Here is a 20,936-nt window from a genome sequence, read left to right as displayed (position 1 = left end):
TACAGGGTGTGCTGATGCAATGTAGCTACTTAAGGAACAGGAAAGGAAGAACGACATGGATTTTAGATGGGATATCATCGTGTACTATTTTCCGTTACTAATGAAAGGAACGCTTCTGACGATTGGCATATCCTTGGCCTCAATTCTTATGGGTGCTGTGCTGGGTCTGGGAATTGGCTTTGGGAAAATGTCACCCAAGGCATATATACGGCTGCCCATGGCCTGTTACATTAATTTTTTTCGCGGTACGCCGCTATATGTGCAGATCCTTCTCGTTCACTTTGGGGTTGTGCCCATGCTCATGGGAACTACGAATGCCGCAGTGGCGGCAGTTCTGGCCCTGACTCTGAATTCGGCCGCTTATACAGCTGAGATCTACAGAGCCGGCATTCAATCCATTGACAAAGGGCAGTGTGAAGCGGCATTGTCTCTCGGACTGACCCAGCGACAGGCTATGCGATATGTGATACTGCCACAAGCGATCAAGCGTATGATTCCTGCCTTCGGCAATGAATTCATTGTGCTGATCAAGGACTCTTCCTTGGTTGCGGTCATCTCTGCGCACGAGCTAATGTTCTATAGTAACGTAATGAAGTCTCAGTACTACAGAGTATGGGAGCCGTATCTCACAGCATCACTCATTTATTTTGTCCTCACATACTCCTTAAGCAAGCTGCTTGAATATATCGAGAAGAGGGTGAAGTGACGTGGAGCCGATCATTCGTGTGTCTGGATTGGGAAAATCGTACGGAGCTCATGTTGTACTAAGGGACATTCATACAGTGATCCATCGCAAGGAGGTGGTGGTCGTAATTGGGCCATCCGGCTCAGGAAAATCTACGTTTCTTCGTTGCCTTAATATGTTGGAGGTGCCGGACTCGGGAGATATCGTGGTGGAAGGTCATTCATTGATGGACCCTGGCATTTCAATTTCCAGCATTCGTGCTGATATGGGTATGGTATTTCAGTCCTTTAATCTATTTCCACATATGAAAGTAATAGATAACATTACGCTCGCTCCTCTCAAGGTGCGTCAATGGTCCGCCGAGCAGGCTCGTGAGAAGGGAATGGAACTGCTCAGCAAGGTGGGATTGGCAGACAAGGCAGATGCATATCCCTCCTCGCTATCAGGTGGTCAATCCCAGCGTGTGGCAATAGCGAGAGCTCTTGCTATGGAGCCCAAGGTCATGCTGTTCGATGAGCCAACCTCTGCACTTGATCCAGAGATGGTGGGAGAGGTGCTTGGCGTGATGAAGGAATTGGCGGCAGAGGGTATGACGATGGTGATTGTGACGCATGAAATGGGCTTTGCCCGCGAGGTAGGAGACAGGGTAATCTTCATGGAGGAAGGCATCATTCTGGAAGAAGGCCCGCCCGGCATGCTCTTTGAACAGCCTAGACATGAGCGAACACAGAGCTTCTTGTCCAAGGTGCTGTAGAGGACTGGAAGAACGCGGCATAGCATGCTCGTGTGAGGTTCCAAGTAGTGCTCGCTCAAGGCCGAGGGACTAATTAGAAGGCTTGAAGATAGCTAGTGGAAGAGCCCATATAAGAGTCCATAGTAAGAGTCCATAGTAAGAGTCCGGATAAAAGTACGTATAGGAGTTAGTGTAAGAGCTCGTCACCTCTCTCGTCATATGACGTTTCGTCTCGCCCATAATCGGGGAAACTAATGAACGAGTCGTTAAATTATAGAGAAGAGGAGCTGAAGCGGGTATATGCACGACATTCGAAAAGAAGATCATGCCTTCGTAATCATTGACGGCGAAGAGATTGTTGCCGAAGTGACCTTTGCGCCTGTAGATGAACACTCTATTGTGATCGATCATACCTTTGTGGCTGAAGAGCTGCGCGGACAGCATGTCGGTAAGGAGTTGATCGAGCGTGTAGTGCAGATGGCCCGAGAGGAAGGGAAGAAGATTGTCCCATCGTGTCCGTATGCCGAGGCTTTGTTCAAGCGAACACCAGCGTATCATGACATATGGAAGAAGGATTCGTGAATCATATCCTGATATCGTGGAGGGATGATGAATGAGACGGAAAATTCTGATTACTGGTGCGGCTGGCAGCATTGGTCATTGTCTGCTGGAAGGCCTGCGGCAGGTAGAGTCCTACGATATTGTCGGAGCAGATCTGAATGAGGACCTTGAACGGGGAATCACAGCTTTGAACATAACCGATGGAGAGCGCCTCAAGGAGCTGGCCCGGGGGATGGATACGATTGTGCACTGTGCCTGGGCGAAGGATGAGGAGGATTTTCTGGGCAAAATTTTGCCTGTCAATATCACCGGGGCTTATTTGCTATACGAAGCGGCTCGCGAACAAGGCGTAAGAAGGATTATTTTTGCCAGTTCCAACCATGCTACGGGCTACTACAAGCTTCATGAGGAGGTCGAGCCTACAGATCCCTATCGTCCTGACAGCTTTTATGGACTGAGCAAGTGTTATATTGAGCTATTGGGGCAACTGTACGCTGATAAGCACGGCTTGTCCTCTATCAATCTCAGAATTGGCAATTTCACAGCGGATAATCGTCCGCATAGTGAGCGCTCGGCGCATATCTGGATATCACACCGGGACATGGTACAGTTGGTGCATCGCTGTATTGAGGCCGAGGATAGCAGGCGCTTCATCTCGATGTATGGTACATCAGCCAATGAACATAACTATTATGATATTTCCTATTTGAAGGACCTCATTGGATATGATCCGGTTGATAACGGTGCAGACTGGCTAAGAGAGGCAGCTAGACGCGGAGAGCCGTTGAAGCATGACGAGACCCGATACCAGGGTGGGGGTGCTGTGCACAAGCATCAACCGTGAACCAGAGTCGTGAACCAAACAAGACCATCCGCGTTCGAGGGAACGAGATGGTCTTGTCTGTATGCGTGACTAACTAATTAACTAATTGTATATAAAGCTCAAGATGCGATCCATATGAAGAATTCCTACAAGGGAGGTCTCTCCTTGTTCCTCTTGCTTGGCATAGCCCATAATGTAGCCACTGTTGTTCCAGCCGGAGCGGGTCGGGAGCAGTTCACGATACTCTGAGATCTGTATGACCTCATCCACCAACAGGGCGGCATAGTTCCCGTCTATGGACACGATAATAATGCGTGCGCGATCATCAAGCTCTGCTCCGCCCAGGTCGAACAGATGCCGCAGGCTGATCACGGGTACAATCTTGTTCTGCAGCTCGATTAATCCCATCACCTCGTAAGGTGCACCTGCGGGCCTGGTAAGGGCAGGAACGGTCATGATCTCATGAGCAGAGGTCATAGCCATGCCATACAGCTGATCATCAATGGATATTACAATATACTGCGATGTGTGTGTGGGAGATGTCATAAGTCACGTCCTGTAGATTTTGGGATTTGAAATACAGATACTGATTCATTAAGCTCCTCGGCCAAATGGGCCAAAGCTTGGCTAGTGGATGCCGTCTCCTCGGAGGCTGCAGCGGATTCCTCGCTTGCTGAAGCAATGGTCTCCACAGACAGCATGACATCGGAGGCTTGCGCCGCTTGCTCCTCGCATGCAGCAGCAATCTCATTTACCTTCAGGGAAGAACTGCTTACCATATCCATAATAGTCTGGAATACTTCCTCGGTACGGTTAGATTGTACGACATTTTCTCCTACAATGGAAGCGCTCCGCTTAGTATTTGATTGCATGGTTTTAATAATGCTGGTAATCTCCTTGGTCGCACTACCACTGCGCTCTGCCAGCTTACGAACTTCATTCGCGACAACGGCGAAGCCTTTGCCTTGATCGCCTGCTCTTGCCGCCTCAATAGCAGCGTTAAGAGCTAATAGGTTCGTCTGGGCTGCAATGTCATCGATAACTTCAATAATCTCACCGATCTTATCGGAATCGCCTTCGAGCAAATTCATCGTCTGGCGAATCTCATTCATCCCTTGCTTCGAAGCTTGAACGACCTTCTCGCCTTCCTGGGCTACACTCAGGGTCTGGTTGGATAGCTCGGCCGCTTCCTCAGCGCTGCTTGCTACTGAATTGACCGCTTCAGTCAATTCCTTGAACAAATCAGATATGGAGGAGGCTGCATCGGCCTGACTGGAGCTGCTTCCGGCGATTTCCTCGCTGCTGGCTGCAATCTGCTGCGAAGAGGCTCCGACATTTTGAGATGTAATGATGATGCCTCCGATCAAATTACGGAAATTATCGATCATTTGATTCAGGGATCTGGATACCTGTCCGATCTCCTCTTTGGAATCCAGTACGGATTTCTCGGTCAGATCGCCCTTTGACACCTTTTCGATCAAGGCGACCATATAATTCAGCGGCTTGGTGATGGAGTTTGCTACAATAAGTCCAATCAGGATGCTCACAACTACGGCTCCGATAATCAAGGTAATCGTAAGAGTCATCGCGGTGCCGTAATCTCGGTCGGCCAGATCGTTGGTATCTTGTGCGGCTTCGACATTAAGCTTGATTAGATGATCCAGACTTGCGCTGACCTCATCTCCAATGGCGAGGAGAGTCTCATTATTGAATTGGTTGAAGGCAGCGATATCGTCGCTTGCAGCAAGCTGCTTCGCGGTCTCGTATCTGTCTACATATTGCGCATATATCTTTTCGAAATTAGCGAGCTCTTCCATCTCTTCTTGTGTAGTGGCTAATGGACGGTATTGATCAATAGCCGACTGGACATCACGGGCCCGCTCATTCATGCGGTCCATAATTCTCTGCTCGTCAGCATCTGTCTGTGCAGCAGTGAGATCCACAATGTTCACGCGCATACGTTGGTACAAGCTCTCGACGTTGGATACCAATCGTACGGAGGTGAGGTTCTTGTCATACAACTCATTCATGCTGCTGTTCATGGATTCAAGGTTTTTGATCGAATAAATGCCCATCACCCCAAGAATAACACATATGGCTAGGAAAGAAGTAAGGATTTTCACAGCAGTCTTGAGATTATTGAACCATTTCATAATCGTGATCTCCTTTTTAAATGAGTCTTAAGTAGTATTTTGTTGCACATATATATGTATCTCGACAAATTCTAACAACAAATGAAGTATGATTCGACAAAATCGCATTAATTTATCGACATTATGTATAAAAGATAATAGACAAGAATACAAACAGGGTGTGATGAGAGTAGGTGTGTTTTGAGGAGGAATGGGTTAGAATAGCAAGATGGCTTATCAAGATGACTAATGGAAGCCACATTGTTCATAGTGTTGTCACTTCACAGTGATGGATGGCGTTCAATATAATAGAATTATTACAATTTTAAAATAACTAAAGGAGAATCCATTCTCATGAGCAAAGCGTCCAAGGACAAGCTCCAGCAGCCTACGACCAACCGGAATTTTACCGGACTGATTGTCACGGTATCTCTGGTAGCCAATGCTATCATTCTCGCGTTGTTCTTTACTCCGCTGGGATATCAGGGCGAGGTACACTTTGATCTGTCCCTCTTGCCACGCATGAACGCTATTTTCAACAGCTTCACCTTTATCTTTTTGCTAGCGGCTTTGTTTGCTATCATCAAGAAGAATGTCACGATTCACAAAAGATTTATTATGGCGGCATTCACAAGTACACTCTTATTTCTTGTCACCTACCTGACCTTCCACTACATGTCCCCTGGGACAGCGAAGTTCGGTGGCGAAGGAATCGTTCGGCCGATTTATTTCTTTATTCTGATTACACATAGCTTCCTGGCAGCCATTATTGTGCCACTGGCACTGTTCTCTGTTGTATGGGGATGGACGATGCAGGTGGAGAAGCACCGCAAGATTGCCCGTTGGACGATGCCGATCTGGCTGTATGTCAGCTTCACAGGAGTAGTGGTGTACCTGTTCATGGCTCCGTATTATTAATGGACTGTACAGTTCCTTAGCTAGCTTCATATCTCATAGTGATCTCGGAATTATGCTCTTGAATCCAATCATTCTGTAGTCTAGAGCAGTACGCTTGACCTAGATTCCTCCTCACGCAAAAAAAGGGTTGTCCTATTGTCATTGAGATGACAAGGGACAGCCCTTTTACTATTTTGGCAGCCAATAGACTGGAAATCTTGCTGGAATAGAGTGTTCAAGTACCATACTCTGCTCTTATCCCTTGACTAGATTTCGGGGAAACACCAGCTGGCCATATGCTTCAAATCCTTGGCGTTATGAAACGGTATGCGATCAGGCTCCGGCAGTTGTGAAGCTGGACAAGGCAGCTCTCGTGCCACCCTTCTGACCCAGCTCGTGGAATCAATGGCAATCACCGAGCATTGCCAACGTCCGTCCTTCCTTGGGCGAAAGGTCATCGTCAGATCGGTCTTCGCCGGCATTTCCTGATAGACCCCATCAAGATATTCGACCTTAACCCGCTGATCCATGAGCTCATGGCAATACACTGTAATCCATACCCCATCTCTGACGCGAACGGCGTATACATCGCCTGCCTGCACCTTGCCGGTTCCTGCGTCGGGTGAAGCCTTTGGTACTTTTGCCCGCGGCTTTTTTTTATGCTCCCAAGCGCCTAATATCGTTTCCTTTATATCCGGGAGTTGCTGAGGTCTGTCGTCCAGTGATACGTTGGAGAGATCGTAATCCCCAAAAATCCGAGCCAAGGTTGTCTCATTAATACCAATGGAGGAATCCCACCACGCCAGCGGTGCCTGCACCTCAACCCGAATGTTGGGACGCTGGTCACGCTTCTGGTACGATGTGAATTCGGTTGCCATTCCGGGATAATCCGTCGTATCCAAAATGCCAATTAGCCCCAAAGTCTCTAATAGATTGAGGTAGGCGTACTCGCTACGTGTGGGCAGCAGCCGTTCTTTTTTGAGTGCCAAGGCTGCCTTGCTATACCGTGTATTGGCTGGTAGCGAGCGAAGCACCGTCAATATGGCACGGAGTGTCCAGCGATCATATTCGTTAGGGGTGGGGAGCTCTTGTCCCGTCATTTCCTGAAGTGCCAGCACATGTCCAAAAAGGTTGCCGTCCAGTGGAGTCCCACTAGTCATTCTCCAATACCACTCCAGACTCGTATCCGTTGCCCCTGAGACGCTCAAACCACAAATTTGGCAAGTACTAGAGGAAGGGTAAGGAGCGAACTCGTGATCAGGAACGGCCTCTGCAATCAGCTTGCCAGTAAGCAATGAACGCCAAATCATCGGCGCTGACCATAATGAGGCGACAAAGGCTTGCGCTGACTGATTCAATGTCCAGGGCTCCGCGAGCTGTCTTAATTCGGTCAATGTCTGTTCATGCTGCGGATTTACAAAGTGGATAGGAGGGTGGCCACTGATCTGAAGTGCTTCTAAATCCACCTCTGATATCTCTGCCGGAATGGGATGCCGCGAAGTTTTAAACTCCTCATCCCAAATTGTGCTCTGATGATAGATTTGCTTCAACAGCCATAGCTGATGGACAACATCCATAAGATCTACCTACCCTTCAAGTGAGTGATTGTCATTTTATAGGGAGATTACTGGTAATAACTAGATTATTATTAGTTTAATATATCATAATTGCAGATAGTGGGCTGAATCGTATAATCGTGCCAGTTTTTAAATCAACAATTTAGAAAATAAAAAGGACAAAGCAGGGTGCGCTCTGTCCTCCATATTCATATAGATCTGCCGCTATAAATCTACTCTCCCAAAGGTGGTATCACTCTTCAACGTACTGCTGCTGGATTCATTCACCGTGTCAAGCCGCAGCGCATAATCATAATGACGGATGTAGCTCCCGGGCTGGTTATAGGACTCGAAGGAGAGCTTATTGCTCTCTGCCCAACCAGGAACAATCCGGAAGGTGGCATCACCTTTATAGCTGTCGGTGTTACTATAAGCCCCCAATATGATTTTGTTGCTCGAATCACCTGAATCACGCTTTAGAAAGTAACCGGGAAAATTAATAGATTCCAGAGATACACCATCTGTATTGGCGAGGCCAGGTATTACGCGAAAGTGTGAGTCAAGCTCAGGGGAGACGTTGGTATCAATCCGTGCGGCAAAGTTCGCATGGCGAATATAGCGCTCTGGATAATTGTGTGAGCTGAAGCGGCTGTGAGTTAAGAATTCAGGCTCAGCAGGTCCGAGTAATTTGACCTCATGGAGTGTAGGGGTATACCAGTTGCCAGGGTTGTTCCATAGTACCGCGTTCACCATCTGAATGCGTACATAGCGTGCAGTGAAATGGACGGCATCCGTAGTGAAGCCGTAGGTGAGATTGTTAGTACGGTCGATGGTGGAGTAATTGACCCCATCGTTACTGACTTCAATTTTATACTTATAATAGCCCTCAGAGCCTTTGTACATGAACCACGAAATGTCGACCTCCGTGATGGTCTGAGCCGAGCCGAGGTCTACCTGCCACCAGGCAGGCCAGGTGTTGGATGAAGCCACCCATGAGGTCTGATAATTGCCATCATTGACATGGGAGGGTGAGGAGCCTGAGGCAGTCGAGATGGCGGTTGCTGGTTGGCCTTGAGCATGATTGACCAGTTCAGGGAGGGCTACTGTACCGGTAGTGGCGTCGATGTCCCATTCCTTGTACCAATCCAGGGAGGCGGTACCGTCTGCATCATTCAGGGAAAGTGGAAGCCAAATATGCTTGTGCTCGCCCAGCTTCATCGGATTCCAGCGATCGCCCATATAGATATAGGAGGTAGTGCTCTCGCCAGTGATTGTAGCGATATCGTGAATCTGTGAGGCAAAGGCCGATGAGTTACCGAATGGCTTCAGCGCTGACCAAGGCCCAGTCATGGACGTAGCGGTGGCATACGCACCTTGATTCGGATACCATCCCGAAGCTTGTGAGGTGAAGAGGTAGTAGCGAGTCCCCTTTTTGACAATGGCAGGAGCCTCACGGTAGGCGTTCTCGAAGAGCCAGCCCTCGAAGGATTCCACGTTTGTATAGTCCGCATTCATTTTGAAGATGGCCATGGTGTCATTGGCCCCGCCATTCTTGCGAGAGGCCGTCACTAGATAGCCTGTCCCATCCGTATCTACGAACACGGTCATATCTCGGGATTCGTAGTTCAGGGGCCGGAAGCTACCCACATAAGTGAAGGGGCCGTCCGGTGTACTGCTGGTCGCGACTGCGACCCGTCCGAGGTTGTAATCCGTGCCATTCTCGTAATGTGCCCAAAGTACGTATTGTTCAGTTGAGGCATTATAAATGACTTTCGGGCGTTCGATCTTGCTGGAGCCTAGCTCGTCTGCCGAATGCTTGGTCAGAATTGCGTTGTTGAATGTCCAGTTCTTCAGATCCGTAGAAGTGTAGACATTCACACTGTCGAACTTGCCGTTCACTGCATGCTCACCGTACCAATAATATGTGTTTCCTACCTGCAGGATGTTGCCGCTGTTCGCCTGAATGGGATTGCCAGCCGTGTCGAACCAATCTGTTCCATTTGTGATGGGGGTACTTGCTGCTTGTGTCCTCTCAGGTGGGCCAGCCAATACCATAAGCGTGAATACGAGTACAAGAATCCAGACCTTGTTCCTTTTCCTCATCTTCATACACCTCCCTAATATTCACAAGAAATCAAAGCGCTTACATTTACTATTTTATGTAAAAATCTGGACAATTCAAGTGGATATTTCATTTGGATGATGCCTTAATTCCATGAACAGCCTCAGGCGCCTTCAGCACAATGCTATAATGTACATATAGAGAGAGGACGGATAGAGAAATTGCGGAGAAGAGAAGGCTCGCCTACTTGATTCGCATAAGTGGAAGGAGACTGTTATGCAGAAGAAATGGAATGAAGGGGCCTGGCGCTTCTTCATTTATGCAGGTGTGACCGGACTTGCAGGAGGGACGCTGTTCGCATGGCTAGGCGTACCGGTGCCCTGGCTACTGGGGCCAATGACTGCTGTATTGATCGTATCCAATGTACTGAGACAGCCTTTGCGGTGGTCGTCTCAGCTACGCGATGTAGGAATTGGTGTGGTGGGATATTCGATAGGGATAACGCTCACCCTCGAATCTTTGCGACAGATGATGATTCAGCTTCCGTTGATGCTGCTGTTCACTACATTACTGTTGCTCATGACGATGATCCTTGCCTATGTGTTCAGCCGTTGTACCGAGTATGATCTACCCACGCTTATGATTGGAAGTGTACCGGGGGGACTATCGCAGATGGTGACACTGGCTGAGGAGATCCGAGGAGTAAATATTAATGTAGTTACGATGATGCAGGTAACCAGGCTGATTATGATTGTATTTTGCGTGCCGCTTCTGCTCTACAGCCCTTGGCTTGGAGGTGGCAGTGCTTCTTCTGAAGGCGTAACTGTAGCGTCTGCTACCGCTGCTACAACGGAGGGGGCCTGGTCGGATCTGTTCCCGCAAATATTGGTCTATGCGCCGTTGTGTGTGCTGGGTGCACTCTTGGGGCAGAGGCTTCGTGTACCTACAGCTTTTCTGCTAGGACCGATGCTGGTGACCATGATTCTACATTTGTCCATGCTGGAAGCACCCGTTCTGCCAGACGCGCTTCTGAATGCTTCGCAATTTTTGATTGGCACTCACGTAGGCTTATCATTCAAAAAACAGGCTTCAGGTAATTTGGCCAAGACAGCTGGGCTGGCGCTTGGTAGTGGTACGTTGCTGATTATCGGCTCCTTGGGACTGACATGGCTGTTCGAGCATTGGCTAGGGACATCTACAGCGACGGCTTTTCTTAGCATGGCTCCCGGTGGGATGGATCAGATGGCGGTAATGGCCCATGAGGTCGGTGCTAATCTGCCGATGGTATCAGGCTACCAGATGTTCAGATTATTTTTCATTTTCTTCGTGGTATCTCCATTATTGGGTCTGCTGCTGCGTCGATTCACTGCTATTACACCTAAATCGCGCTTGCATACGAAAGAGTCAGCCTAAACCTTCGGAGTGCCATCATACAAGTAACATCATACAAGTAACGCTTATCCTATCGTTGTTCTAGTATCTTACCCTAGTTCTAGCGCCTTGAAGGGAGGGAGTGTGGGGACAGACTTGTTGTCTGCTAATGACTATGCTTCCCAGATCATCATTCTGAAATCATATTCGTTCAAGGTGCTAGGCCCGAGGTATTGTTCTAAGCGGTAAGGTCACTAAGGCATTCCGTGAGGTGAACGTCTTTGGTGTCAGCCTCTTGTTACCTATAAAAGAAAAAATATACCGCTAAATTATATTTTTATGGAGAAATTATTCTTTTTGTGAGATAACACTGCTATAATTTGGTTAATTCATTATGCAATTGTGTATTTTCTATATTCGAAACAAGGGGGCAATGGTATGAAGGGTCCTAATAAAGGCTTGCTGCTTACGCTGTGCTGCCTGCTTCTGGTGTTCGTCATCAGCGGCTGCAGTGGAGGGGGGGCGAAGTCTCCAAGCCAGAATGATGGTAGCGGTCAAGTGACGCTGGAATTCTGGACTATTGCGCTGCAGCCAACGTTTACGGATTATTTCAATCAGGTCATCGCCGATTATGAGCAGGCCCATCCGAATGTCCGTATTGAGTGGAAGGACTACCCGTATGATGCAATCACCAACAAGCTGCTGACCAGTATTTCGGGTGGGGACAGCCCTGATGTGGTGAATCTGAATACGGAATTTGCCAGTCAGATGGGTACGAAGGGTGCCGTGCTTGACATGAATCAGTACCTGACCCCTGACGAGAAGTCTGCTTATTTCGAGGGGATTTTCGAATCCACGGTCATCGGTGACAAGGCATATGCGCTGCCATGGTACACCGGAACCGAGGTGTTATTCATGAACAAAAAGCTGGTTGAGCAGGCTGGTCTTGATCCTGCAGCGCCACCACAGACGCGTGAGGAGCTCATTGAATGGGCACGCCAGATTAAAGAGAAGACAGGTAAGGCCGGCTATGCCATGCAGCTCGTATCGAAGCTATTCCCGATTGATGGAATTCCGATTCTGAATGAAGACAAGAGTGCTGCTGCATTCAACAATCCCGATACAGAAGCGATGATTCGGAATATACAGCAGCTCATGGATGAAGGCATAGTCATCAAGGAGGATGCGGATTTCGCTAAGCAGGTTCAATATTATGCAGGCGAGCAGGTCGCCTTCGAGCTTGCTGGACCAACCTTCATTAACTTTATCAAGACGGCAGCGCCTGAGGTGTATAGCAATACGATTGCAGTTCCATTGCCTACGGGCAAAGGGGGAGTGCGGATGTCCAATTCCATGAACCTGGTCGTCCCTGCCAAGTCGGCACATCCCGAGGAAGCAGTCCGATTCGCCGTGTTCCTGACCAATGCAGATAGTCAAACGGCGTTCTCGAAGGTGGCCAACACTCTTCCTTCTACCAAGGCTTCGATAGAGGACCCATTCTTCACTGAATCGGATCAGTCTCTTGAGGCGGAGGCCAAAATCGTATCTGCTCAGAGCCTTGATAAAGCTACGGACTATATGGTAGGTGTCCCGAATGCCAAGGATATCAACTCTGCGATCACACGGGCATTACAGAATATTCTTCTGAACGGAGCGGATATGACCAAGACGCTGAATGATCTGGAACAGGAGGTAAACGGAATCTTACAGCAATAGTCGATAGTCCCCAAGGATACAACCTAAGCTGGAGTTCATGCAGTAATTCAGCGGACTTTTAAAAAAGACATACAAGGTGGTGATGCTTATGAAGCGGTGGCTGCGGTCAGAGGCTTTTGCTGCCTGGGCGTTCATGACACCGGGATTAGCTTTATTGGCAGTCTTTGTATTCTGGCCCATCCTGTACAGCATTCCGCTTGCATTAACGAATTACTCGGGGCTTACAGATGCCAGCTATGTGGGCTTCGATAATTTTGTGCGGGCGCTCAAGGACCGTAATTTTCTGATCTCCCTATGGAACTCTCTAGTGTACGTGCTTGTGGTGCCCTTCATTCAGATTTTCTCTATCCTAATGGCGGTGTTGGTTAATGGAAGAATTCCAGGGATTCGAGCCTTCCGTGCCGCTTATTATACGCCAGTAGTGACATCTATGGTTGCTGTAGCCTTGATCTGGAGCTGGCTGCTAAGCAACAACGGTGTGGTGAACTATTTGCTCATGCAAGCTGGTGTGCTCTCTGAACAGATCGCTTGGCTGTCGGGCAGTGCTACGGCTCTGTATGTACTGATGTTCATTACGATGTGGAAGGGTCTGGGCTATTATATGATGCTGTATTTGGCTGGTCTGCAGAACATCCCTTCTGATCTGTATGAGGCGGCTAGAGTCGATGGAGCGGGGCGTCTACGTCTGATGCTTCATATCACCCTACCGATGCTAAGACCATATGTGCTCTTCTGTACATTGTTCTCTGTCATGTCGGCCATCCGCGTATTTGATGAGGTGTATATTCTGACTAAGGGCGGGCCGGGTACCTCGACGTTGACCTCAAGTCTGTATATTTTCCAGAAGGGTATGGAGCAGTTCGAATTCGGATATACGTCAGCGCTTGGACTCATTGTGAGTCTACTCGTTGGGGCACTTAGTGTTCTTGTATTTTGGTTGAACCGCAAAGGAGGTATCAACTCCTACTGATGCTGAACAGCAAAATGGATACACCAATTCGTCCTCTTGCCGAGTCCCGAGGGATGCGCTTATTCAGGCGAACTATGGGGCGACTGGTAGTCTATGCATTGTTGATCTTGCTGGCGTTATTCATGATGGGCCCATTTCTGTGGTTACTGAGTGTGTCCGTGATGCCCGGGCGAAATGTCTTTTCCACGCCACCTGCCATTTTTCCGACATTCGTGGACTTCAGCAATTACGTACAGGTGTGGCAGTTCATGGATTTTCCAAAGTATATCTACAATACCGTAATCATAACCGCTCTGGGTGTGGTTACGAATGTGGTGTTGGCCAGTCTGACGGGCTACCCACTTGCAGTCTTTCGCTTCCGGGGCAGGAATCTTATCTTCGGGCTACTGATTGCGACCATGATTATACCTTCCTCTACAGCAATTATTGTGCACTATTTAACGATCCGAGCCATGAATCAGGTGTTGCCTTTCAATAATAGCTTCATGGATGTGGTGTTGCCTGCGGCGATCTCGGTTTTCAATGTATTTCTTATGAGGCAGACCTTTCTCAACATTCCACCAGATGTTCGTGATTCGGGCAAAATGGATGGTGCCTCCGAGCTCCGAATCTGGTGGCAGCTGGTACTTCCGCTGGTGAAGCCTGCAATTGCAGTCATCTCGTTGCTAGAGGTGATGGCTTTCTGGAATAACTTCTTGTGGCCGATTGTCATTATGGATGATCCGCAGGATTATCCGCTGGCGGCTGCTCTGACCTATCTGAACGGGCAGTTCTCTTATAACTTCGGCTGGATTGCCGCGGGTACGATGATTTCGGTATTGCCGATCATTATAGTATTTCTGCTCACGCAGCGATATTACATGGAGGGTCTGGCCGGGGCTGTGAAGGGGTGATATCTTCAGTTCTCGTTGGCCGTTTTAAGCCGGATCAATCGAATGATGATACTTCAGCAAAAAAAAGGCAGGTGGCAACCGTATGAAGTCACGACAGCGAATCTTGTTCATTCCGCTAGACGAACGTCCGTGCAATTACGAATTTCCATTCTTGCTCAGTCAGGGCACCGAGCTGGAACTGGTGCGTCCGCCAAAAGAAGTGCTGGGCAATAAGAAGCTTCCAGCAGATCTGCCCCGACTATGGAGGTGGTTGGAGCAAGAAGCGGCTACTGCTCATGGAGCGATCCTTGCACTGGATACACTGCTCTACGGTGGAATCGTGCCTTCACGTCTGCATGATCAGAGCCCAGCGGAGCTTGCAGAGCAATTGGAAAGATTACGAATGCTTAGGGAGCGTTGTCCGAACCTGCAGCATATGTATGCTTTTCAGTTGATTATGCGCTGTCCGCAGTATTCGCTGGCAGATGAGGAGCCGGACTATTACGCGAACTGGGGACGGGAGATTTTCCGAAAAGGATACATTGAACACCGTCATCTCTTGGGTCTAGCCACAGATGAAGAGCTGATAGAGCTTAAGCATATTGATACTGCCCTGCCTTCTGGGGTCCTTAAGGATTATCTGGATCGGCGCGAGGTGAACGCACTACTGAATCGGGCGGCTCTGGAGCTGGTAAGCTCAGAAGTTATTGACTTTCTCATCATTCCTCAGGATGATTCCGCGCCTTATGGATGGACGGCAAGAGATCAGCAGAAGGTCCGAGAGCGTATTGCGGAGCTTGATCTGGAGCTACAGGTGTATATGTATCCTGGAGCAGATGAAGTAGCCTGTACGTTGCTCGCCAGAATGCTGAACCGGGTCAAAGGGGTTACTCCGCTGCTCTATCCGCGAATGTCATCTGATCTGGGGGCGCTGGTTACGCCTTTGTTTGAGGATCGGCATTTCAGCGAATCTCTGAAATATCAGATTCTCGCTGCTGGAGGCTTGATGGTCAGCTCAGCCGCAGAGGCTGACGTCATCCTGCTTGCGAATACTCCGGGAGATACAATGGTCGAAGCTGTGGATCAGCAGCAGGCTTCAGTAGGGTACGATGTACAGCGCAATATAATCGAGCTAATTGAATATGCGGGCTATGTGCAGCGGCACTGGGGCAAGCCAGTAGCCATCGCAGATGTAGGCTATGCCAACGGTGCGGATCTCAAGCTTTTGAGATTGTTGCGCCGCCGGGGGCTACTATTCAAGCTTGCAGGGTACGCAGGATGGAACACGAGTTCTAACACACTTGGCACCGTCATTGCACAGTCCGTGGTGTACGCTCATTATGGGGCAACTCAGGAGCATCTTGATTTTCTGGCTCTTCGTTATACCGAGGATGCCTGCTATTGCGCTGTAGTGCGTATGGTCATGAATGAACGTATTGTGGATGGAATGGGATTGAGCAAGTTCGAACTGGACGGTCCGCGAGGACGTGCAGCAACGATCGTGCGGGAACAATTGGAGCTTGTGGTTCGTCAAATGCTGCTTGGTCCCGATGAGCATATTCATATTCATGATTGCTACATGCCTTGGAACCGGACATTTGAGGTGGGCTTGCGTGTGAGTTATGAAGGTATGGCTGCAGTATCGCAGCAATCTGGCTGATTACTTGCTGATTAATAGTACTGCTCAATTCAGTTGCTCTCAATAAATCAGTCATTTCCGTTGGGAGAGCCTGCTCATTCATGGAGCCATACTATTACCAATTCACATGATTAGTGTGATTATTTTCTATATAAAGAGAGAGGGTGTACGAATGACCCCTGTTATCTACGGTATTCGCCCAGGACTTATCGTATCGTGCCAAGCGTTGCCCGGAGAGTCCCTGCATGGTTCAGACATCATGGCCAGAGTAGCCGATGCTGCCGAGAGAGGTGGAGCCGTCGCGATTCGTGCAAATGGTGCAGAGGACGTTCGGGTGATCAAGCGGACTGTGTCTATTCCAGTGATTGGGCTAATCAAGCGCGACTATCCTGATTCCGAAGTCTACATCACCCCTACGCTGCAGGAGGTGGATGAGCTTCACGAAGCGGGAGCAGACATGATAGCACTGGATGCTACGAACCGCCCCCGGCCACAAGGGTGCACATTGGTAAGTGTATTACAACATGCAGCAGAGCTGAATCTGCCTTGTATGGCAGACATCTCTACATTGGAGGAAGCTGTCCAGGCTGAGGCGCTGGGAGCGGCGTGTATTTCTACCACGCTATCTGGTTACACCTCCTACTCTCCGAAGATGATAGGCCCTCATCTGGAGTTGGTAAGGGAGGCTGCGCAGGCCGTCGGTATTCCTCTTATGGCAGAGGGGAGAATTAGCGAGCCAGCTCAGGTAGAGCAGGCACTGCGACTGGGAGCTTATGCAGTTGTGGTAGGCAGTGCAATTACTCGCCCACAGTGGATTACAGCGAGATTCGCCGAAGCGGCCGCTAAGGTAGTGACATTAGAAAGGCAGTGAGCATGTATCAATGGACATGAACGATCGAATTCGGACGTATTATCCCTCTTTGACCAAATCTGAAAGCAAGGTGGCCTCCTGTGTGTTGGAGCGCTCCCATGATCTGATTTATTTATCCGTGACGGAGTTGGCTGAATTTGCTGGGACCGGGGAGACCACGGTGATGCGCTTTTGCCGGAAGATTGGCTTCAAGGGATATCAGGATTTCAAGCTGGCTCTGGCTCAGGATCAGACCGCACGCAGACCATATGAGCTACAGCCTCAGGAAGGCCAGCCTGATCAGGAGCCTGATATGATTCAGACTGTGTATGAGGCTATGGTGAATATATTGAACTCCAGTGTGGGCTTGCTCGATCGGGATCAACTGGAGCTAGCCGTGGAAGTGCTTGATCAGGCCGGCTATATTCAGTTTTTTGGTGTGGGGTCCTCGGGGATTACGGCCCTTGAAGCCAAGAACCGCCTTCTACGCATGGGCCGCAGAGCGGAGGCAGTAGCTGACAGCCACATCCAATCTATGATGGCCGTAACTATGGGGCCTGGGGATGTCGCCTTCGGGATTAGTGTGTCGGGAAGTACACTCGATACGAATGATATGCTGCATAAAGCCAAGCAGAACGGGGCTACTATCGTCGCAATTACGAATTATGCCAAATCGCCGATAACCTCTATCGCTGATATTGTACTCCTTACCGCTGGTAAGGAGGCTCCGCTTGAAGGGGGATCGATTGGGGCGAAGATATCTCAGCTCTTCATCATTGATCTGATCTGTGAGGGTCTCGCGCGGAAGAATCTGGACCGCACCAAGCAGATGAAGGAGAAGACTGCGAGAGCCGTCATTGAACGTAGTTATTGATTCAGGTGCAATTTGTAGCCTTATAACCGAACGCAAACCGAACCGTTCAACTCAAACCTAACAAAAGGAGCATTCCATGGATAGAGTCATCGGGCTGGATATTGGAGGTACTTCCGTTAAAGGAGCAATCGTGGGGAGGGATGGAACGATCTTCGAGACAGCAATTTGTCTAACCAAGCCAGAGGCGGGACGAGAACTGCTACTGCAGCGGATGGAAGTTCTAATGTATAAGCTGCTGAGTGGGCAGCCGGATGGAACGATACACGCGATTGGAATAGCTTCGGCTGGTCGGGTGAACTTTGGGAATGGTGAGGTTGTATATGCTACGGAGAACCTGCCGGGCTGGCAGGGAGTTCAACTGAAGCAGTGGGCTGAGTCTGTGTTCGGCCTGCCGACGATTGTTGATAATGATGCCAATGCCGCATTGCTTGGTGAAATCTGGCTAGGCAGCGGTTCCCCCCAGGAGGAGCTTGTGATGCTCACTCTTGGCACAGGAGTGGGAGGCGCCTATTCCTTGCATGGGCGTCCTGTAAGAGGGAAGCGCTGGTACGGCGGAGAGTGGGGGCACAGTATTCTGGTACCAGGAGGAATGCCATGTAATTGCGGTAAGAAGGGCTGTGCAGAGCAATACATCTCAGGAACGGCACTTCATCGGCGGGGTCGAGAATCAGCAGATAAAATCTATCCATCAGCTCATGATTTGATTAAAGGTGCCGAGGCGGGTGAGGAGGAGGCCCTAAGGGTACTGGAGGAATTTGTGTCAGATCTCGCCGTTGTCATTGTCAATATTGGGATTACCCTGGACCCGGATGCCGTCATTGTGGGAGGGGGACTCATCGACTCCAGCGATGTCTGGTGGCCTTTGCTGGAGCGGCAAATGGGTCAATGGGATGCTACATTGGAGATTCGCCGAGCTGCACTTGGCAACAGGGCGGGTTACCTTGGTGCAGCAAATTTGGCGTTGGATGTGAGTAATTCCTGTATCTGAGTATTTCCTGTAGATGTCCTGAAAGATGAAGATTACCAGGTTGATCAAATAATACTCGGGAGGAGCTATCATGGAACAGCGGAGAATGCAAGTGGATGTCGTCGTTGTTGGCGGTAGTCTGGGTGGGACGGCTGCTGCGCTGTCTGCAGCGGAATGTGGCATGAAGGTCATTATGACGGAGGCGACGGACTGGATCGGTGGGCAGCTGACATCACAGGCTGTACCCCCTGATGAGCATCGGTGGATCGAACAGTTCGGATGCACTCTTTCCTATCGAAAGCTCCGTGAACGGATTAGATCCTACTACAAGAGTAATTATCCCCTGACCAAGGATGCTCTTGACGACCCACTTCTGAATCCGGGAAATGGGTGGGTAAGCCGGCTCTCACATGAGCCGCGTGTGGCTCTAAGCGTATTGCAGGATATGCTGGCTCCATATGTAAATAGCGGGAGGGTGCAGATCCTATATCATACTGTGCCAGTAGCGGCCGATACTGTTGAGGATATGATCACTGGAATCGAAGTCCTGCATCTTAAGGATCAGACTCGTCACTATCTGCAAGCCTCTTACTACCTGGATGCCACAGATTGCGGGGATCTATTGCCACTAGCTGGAGCGGAGTATGTAGTTGGTGCGGAGTCGCGTCAAGATACTCACGAGCCTCATGCGCCGGAACATGCGGATCAGCAGGATGTGCAAGGCATTACACATGTGGCCGCAGTAGATTATACAGGGGGCTGGCAGTGCACTATAGAGAGGCCTGCTGACTATGAGTTCTGGAAAGGTTTTATGCCTCGATTCTCAACAGCTCCTCTGCTAAGCTGGTATGCCGCTGATGCAAATGATACTACCCGACTCAAGGAATTTACGATGTTTCCCAATGAGTACGGAGTTACATCCCTGTGGGATTATCGGCGGATTGTGGACCCGAAGTTGTGGAGTGTTCCTTTATTTGAAGGTGAGGTTACACTCCTGAATTGGCCGCAGAATGACTACTTTATAGGATCGATTATGGATGTAGCTGATAAAGATCGTGCAAGTCATCTGGAGGCAGCGGTGCAGCTGACTTTGTCACTCGTGTATTGGCTTCAGACAGAGGCGCCGCGTCTGGATGGGGGAATTGGATTCCCAGGCGTCCGTTTGAGAGGGGATGTGCTTGGGACTGTAGACGGGCTTGCGAAAGCTCCATATATAAGAGAATCCCGTCGGCTCAAAGCGATGCAGACGATTACAGAGCATGATGTCAGCAAGCAGCTTCGTGGAGAAAAGGGGATCCGCCGCTACGCGGATAGCGTGGGCGTCGGAAGCTATCATCTAGATATACACCCTACCACGATAACTCAACGAACGTATTATATCCCTAATTACCCATATGAGATTCCTTTGGGTTCTTTGATTCCGATTCGTATGAAGAACCTGATCGCGGCCTGCAAAAATATAGGTATGACGCAAGTAGCAAATGGCTGCTACCGACTTCATCCGACGGAATGGAACATTGGCGAGGCAGCAGGAGTGCTGGCTGCGTATGCTATACAGCATCAGATCTGTCCGGCACAGGTTAGAGAATCGAATAGTCATCTCAGTCGTTATCAAGAATGGTTGCTTGCTCGGGGCGTTAAGCTACACTGGCCATTAGGAATGGAATTTACGCCTGATTTCGACATGTAAAAACATGGTGCGAAAAAAGATTTATTTTGGGGTTGATAATAAAGTGAAGTTCGTGATATATTATTACGGCTGACACTGATTCAGCATTCGAGATTGAAGTCGAAAAAAAGTTTTTGAAAAAAAGCTTGCACTTCTCTCGGGGACATGATATGATCTTATAGCTGTCGCAAAAACGACAGGAAAGAAAAAACGAAGTTGATCTTTGAAAACTGAACAACGAGTGAGCGAATTTCACGCAAGTGAGATTCAAATAATGAGATATTAAATCTCGTCAGATTCAAAATGAGCTATCGCTCTTTTCAATAACTTTATTGGAGAGTTTGATCCTGGCTCAGGACGAACGCTGGCGGCGTGCCTAATACATGCAAGTCGAGCGGACTTGATGGGGAGCTTGCTCTCCTGATGGTTAGCGGCGGACGGGTGAGTAACACGTAGGCAACCTGCCCTTTGGACTGGGATAACTACCGGAAACGGTAGCTAATACCAGATAATTCACTTCTTCGCATGGAGAAGTGAGGAAAGACGGAGCAATCTGTCA

Annotated in this window: 18 protein-coding genes and 1 rRNA gene; 15 read left to right on the top strand and 4 right to left on the bottom strand. The window is 49.2% G+C overall.

Features of this window, described 5'->3' with window-relative positions:
• Positions 1 to 55 precede the first annotated feature (55 nt).
• The 4 genes from D328_RS0120475 (at position 56) to D328_RS0120460 (ending at position 2,823) form a co-directional block, all read left to right on the top strand.
• Positions 56 to 706, top strand: a complete 651-nt coding sequence (locus D328_RS0120475; RefSeq protein WP_018886908.1) for an amino acid ABC transporter permease — start codon at positions 56 to 58, stop codon at positions 704 to 706.
• A 10-nt stretch (positions 707 to 716) separates the two neighbouring features.
• On the top strand, positions 717 to 1,439 hold the full coding sequence (locus D328_RS0120470; RefSeq protein ID WP_026281294.1) for an amino acid ABC transporter ATP-binding protein: 723 nt from the start codon (positions 717 to 719) through the stop codon (positions 1,437 to 1,439).
• A gap of 279 nt (positions 1,440 to 1,718) precedes the next feature.
• A complete protein-coding gene (locus tag D328_RS0120465; protein ID WP_018886906.1) occupies positions 1,719 to 2,000 on the top strand; it encodes a GNAT family N-acetyltransferase in 282 nt (93 codons plus the stop codon).
• Positions 2,001 to 2,031: 31 nt separating this feature from the next.
• On the top strand, positions 2,032 to 2,823 hold the full coding sequence (locus tag D328_RS0120460; protein WP_018886905.1) for an NAD-dependent epimerase/dehydratase family protein: 792 nt from the start codon (positions 2,032 to 2,034) through the stop codon (positions 2,821 to 2,823).
• 81 nt (positions 2,824 to 2,904) lie between these two features.
• On the opposite strand, the gene D328_RS0120455 is transcribed toward D328_RS0120460, so the two are convergent.
• Positions 2,905 to 3,348, bottom strand: coding sequence for a chemotaxis protein CheW (locus tag D328_RS0120455; RefSeq protein ID WP_018886904.1), 444 nt, complete (start codon positions 3,346 to 3,348; stop codon positions 2,905 to 2,907).
• Positions 3,345 to 4,955 carry a methyl-accepting chemotaxis protein gene (locus D328_RS0120450; protein ID WP_018886903.1) on the bottom strand — a complete coding sequence of 537 codons (1,611 nt, stop codon included), beginning with the start codon at positions 4,953 to 4,955 and terminating at the stop codon, positions 3,345 to 3,347. The genes D328_RS0120455 and D328_RS0120450 overlap by 4 nt, the downstream gene beginning before the upstream one ends.
• A gap of 333 nt (positions 4,956 to 5,288) precedes the next feature.
• Here D328_RS0120450 and D328_RS0120445 point away from each other — a divergent pair, with 333 nt between their 5' ends.
• Complete coding sequence (locus tag D328_RS0120445; protein WP_018886902.1) at positions 5,289 to 5,852, top strand: DUF420 domain-containing protein; 564 nt, start codon at positions 5,289 to 5,291, stop codon at positions 5,850 to 5,852.
• 245 nt (positions 5,853 to 6,097) lie between these two features.
• Here the strand turns inward: D328_RS0120445 and D328_RS0120440 are convergent, their stop codons facing one another.
• Positions 6,098 to 7,408: a hypothetical protein gene (locus tag D328_RS0120440; protein WP_018886901.1), complete on the bottom strand. Its 1,311-nt coding sequence runs from the start codon at positions 7,406 to 7,408 to the stop codon at positions 6,098 to 6,100.
• Positions 7,409 to 7,612: 204 nt separating this feature from the next.
• Positions 7,613 to 9,442: an AbfB domain-containing protein gene (locus tag D328_RS29485; RefSeq protein ID WP_233426225.1), complete on the bottom strand. Its 1,830-nt coding sequence runs from the start codon at positions 9,440 to 9,442 to the stop codon at positions 7,613 to 7,615.
• A gap of 283 nt (positions 9,443 to 9,725) precedes the next feature.
• On the opposite strand from D328_RS29485, the gene D328_RS29480 reads away from it, so the two are divergent.
• The 10 genes from D328_RS29480 to D328_RS0120385 form a co-directional block, all read left to right on the top strand.
• On the top strand, positions 9,726 to 10,862 hold the full coding sequence (locus tag D328_RS29480) for an AbrB family transcriptional regulator (RefSeq protein WP_018886899.1): 1,137 nt from the start codon (positions 9,726 to 9,728) through the stop codon (positions 10,860 to 10,862).
• Positions 10,863 to 11,258: 396 nt separating this feature from the next.
• Positions 11,259 to 12,536 carry an ABC transporter substrate-binding protein gene (locus D328_RS0120425; RefSeq protein WP_018886898.1) on the top strand — a complete coding sequence of 426 codons (1,278 nt, stop codon included), beginning with the start codon at positions 11,259 to 11,261 and terminating at the stop codon, positions 12,534 to 12,536.
• 88 nt (positions 12,537 to 12,624) lie between these two features.
• A complete protein-coding gene (locus D328_RS0120420; RefSeq protein ID WP_018886897.1) occupies positions 12,625 to 13,506 on the top strand; it encodes a carbohydrate ABC transporter permease in 882 nt (293 codons plus the stop codon).
• The gene (locus D328_RS0120415) at positions 13,506 to 14,399 is read left to right on the top strand and encodes a carbohydrate ABC transporter permease (RefSeq protein WP_018886896.1); all 894 of its coding nucleotides are present in this window, start codon (positions 13,506 to 13,508) and stop codon (positions 14,397 to 14,399) included. The genes D328_RS0120420 and D328_RS0120415 overlap by 1 nt, the downstream gene beginning before the upstream one ends.
• 82 nt (positions 14,400 to 14,481) lie before the next feature.
• A complete protein-coding gene (locus D328_RS0120410; protein WP_018886895.1) occupies positions 14,482 to 16,038 on the top strand; it encodes a DUF4127 family protein in 1,557 nt (518 codons plus the stop codon).
• A gap of 151 nt (positions 16,039 to 16,189) precedes the next feature.
• Positions 16,190 to 16,888, top strand: a complete 699-nt coding sequence (locus D328_RS0120405; RefSeq protein ID WP_018886894.1) for an N-acetylmannosamine-6-phosphate 2-epimerase — start codon at positions 16,190 to 16,192, stop codon at positions 16,886 to 16,888.
• A gap of 10 nt (positions 16,889 to 16,898) precedes the next feature.
• Positions 16,899 to 17,741: a MurR/RpiR family transcriptional regulator gene (locus D328_RS0120400; RefSeq protein WP_018886893.1), complete on the top strand. Its 843-nt coding sequence runs from the start codon at positions 16,899 to 16,901 to the stop codon at positions 17,739 to 17,741.
• 76 nt (positions 17,742 to 17,817) lie between these two features.
• The gene (locus D328_RS0120395; protein ID WP_018886892.1) at positions 17,818 to 18,729 is read left to right on the top strand and encodes an ROK family protein; all 912 of its coding nucleotides are present in this window, start codon (positions 17,818 to 17,820) and stop codon (positions 18,727 to 18,729) included.
• A gap of 70 nt (positions 18,730 to 18,799) precedes the next feature.
• A complete protein-coding gene (locus D328_RS0120390; protein WP_018886891.1) occupies positions 18,800 to 20,398 on the top strand; it encodes an FAD-dependent oxidoreductase in 1,599 nt (532 codons plus the stop codon).
• 308 nt (positions 20,399 to 20,706) lie between these two features.
• Positions 20,707 to 20,936, top strand: a 16S ribosomal RNA gene (locus D328_RS0120385); the annotation flags it as partial.

Origin of the sequence: Paenibacillus massiliensis 2301065 = DSM 16942 (genome assembly GCF_000377505.1) — a bacterium.
GTDB classification, from domain to species: domain Bacteria; phylum Bacillota; class Bacilli; order Paenibacillales; family Paenibacillaceae; genus Paenibacillus; species Paenibacillus massiliensis.
This window is presented reverse-complemented; position numbering and strand designations above follow the sequence as displayed.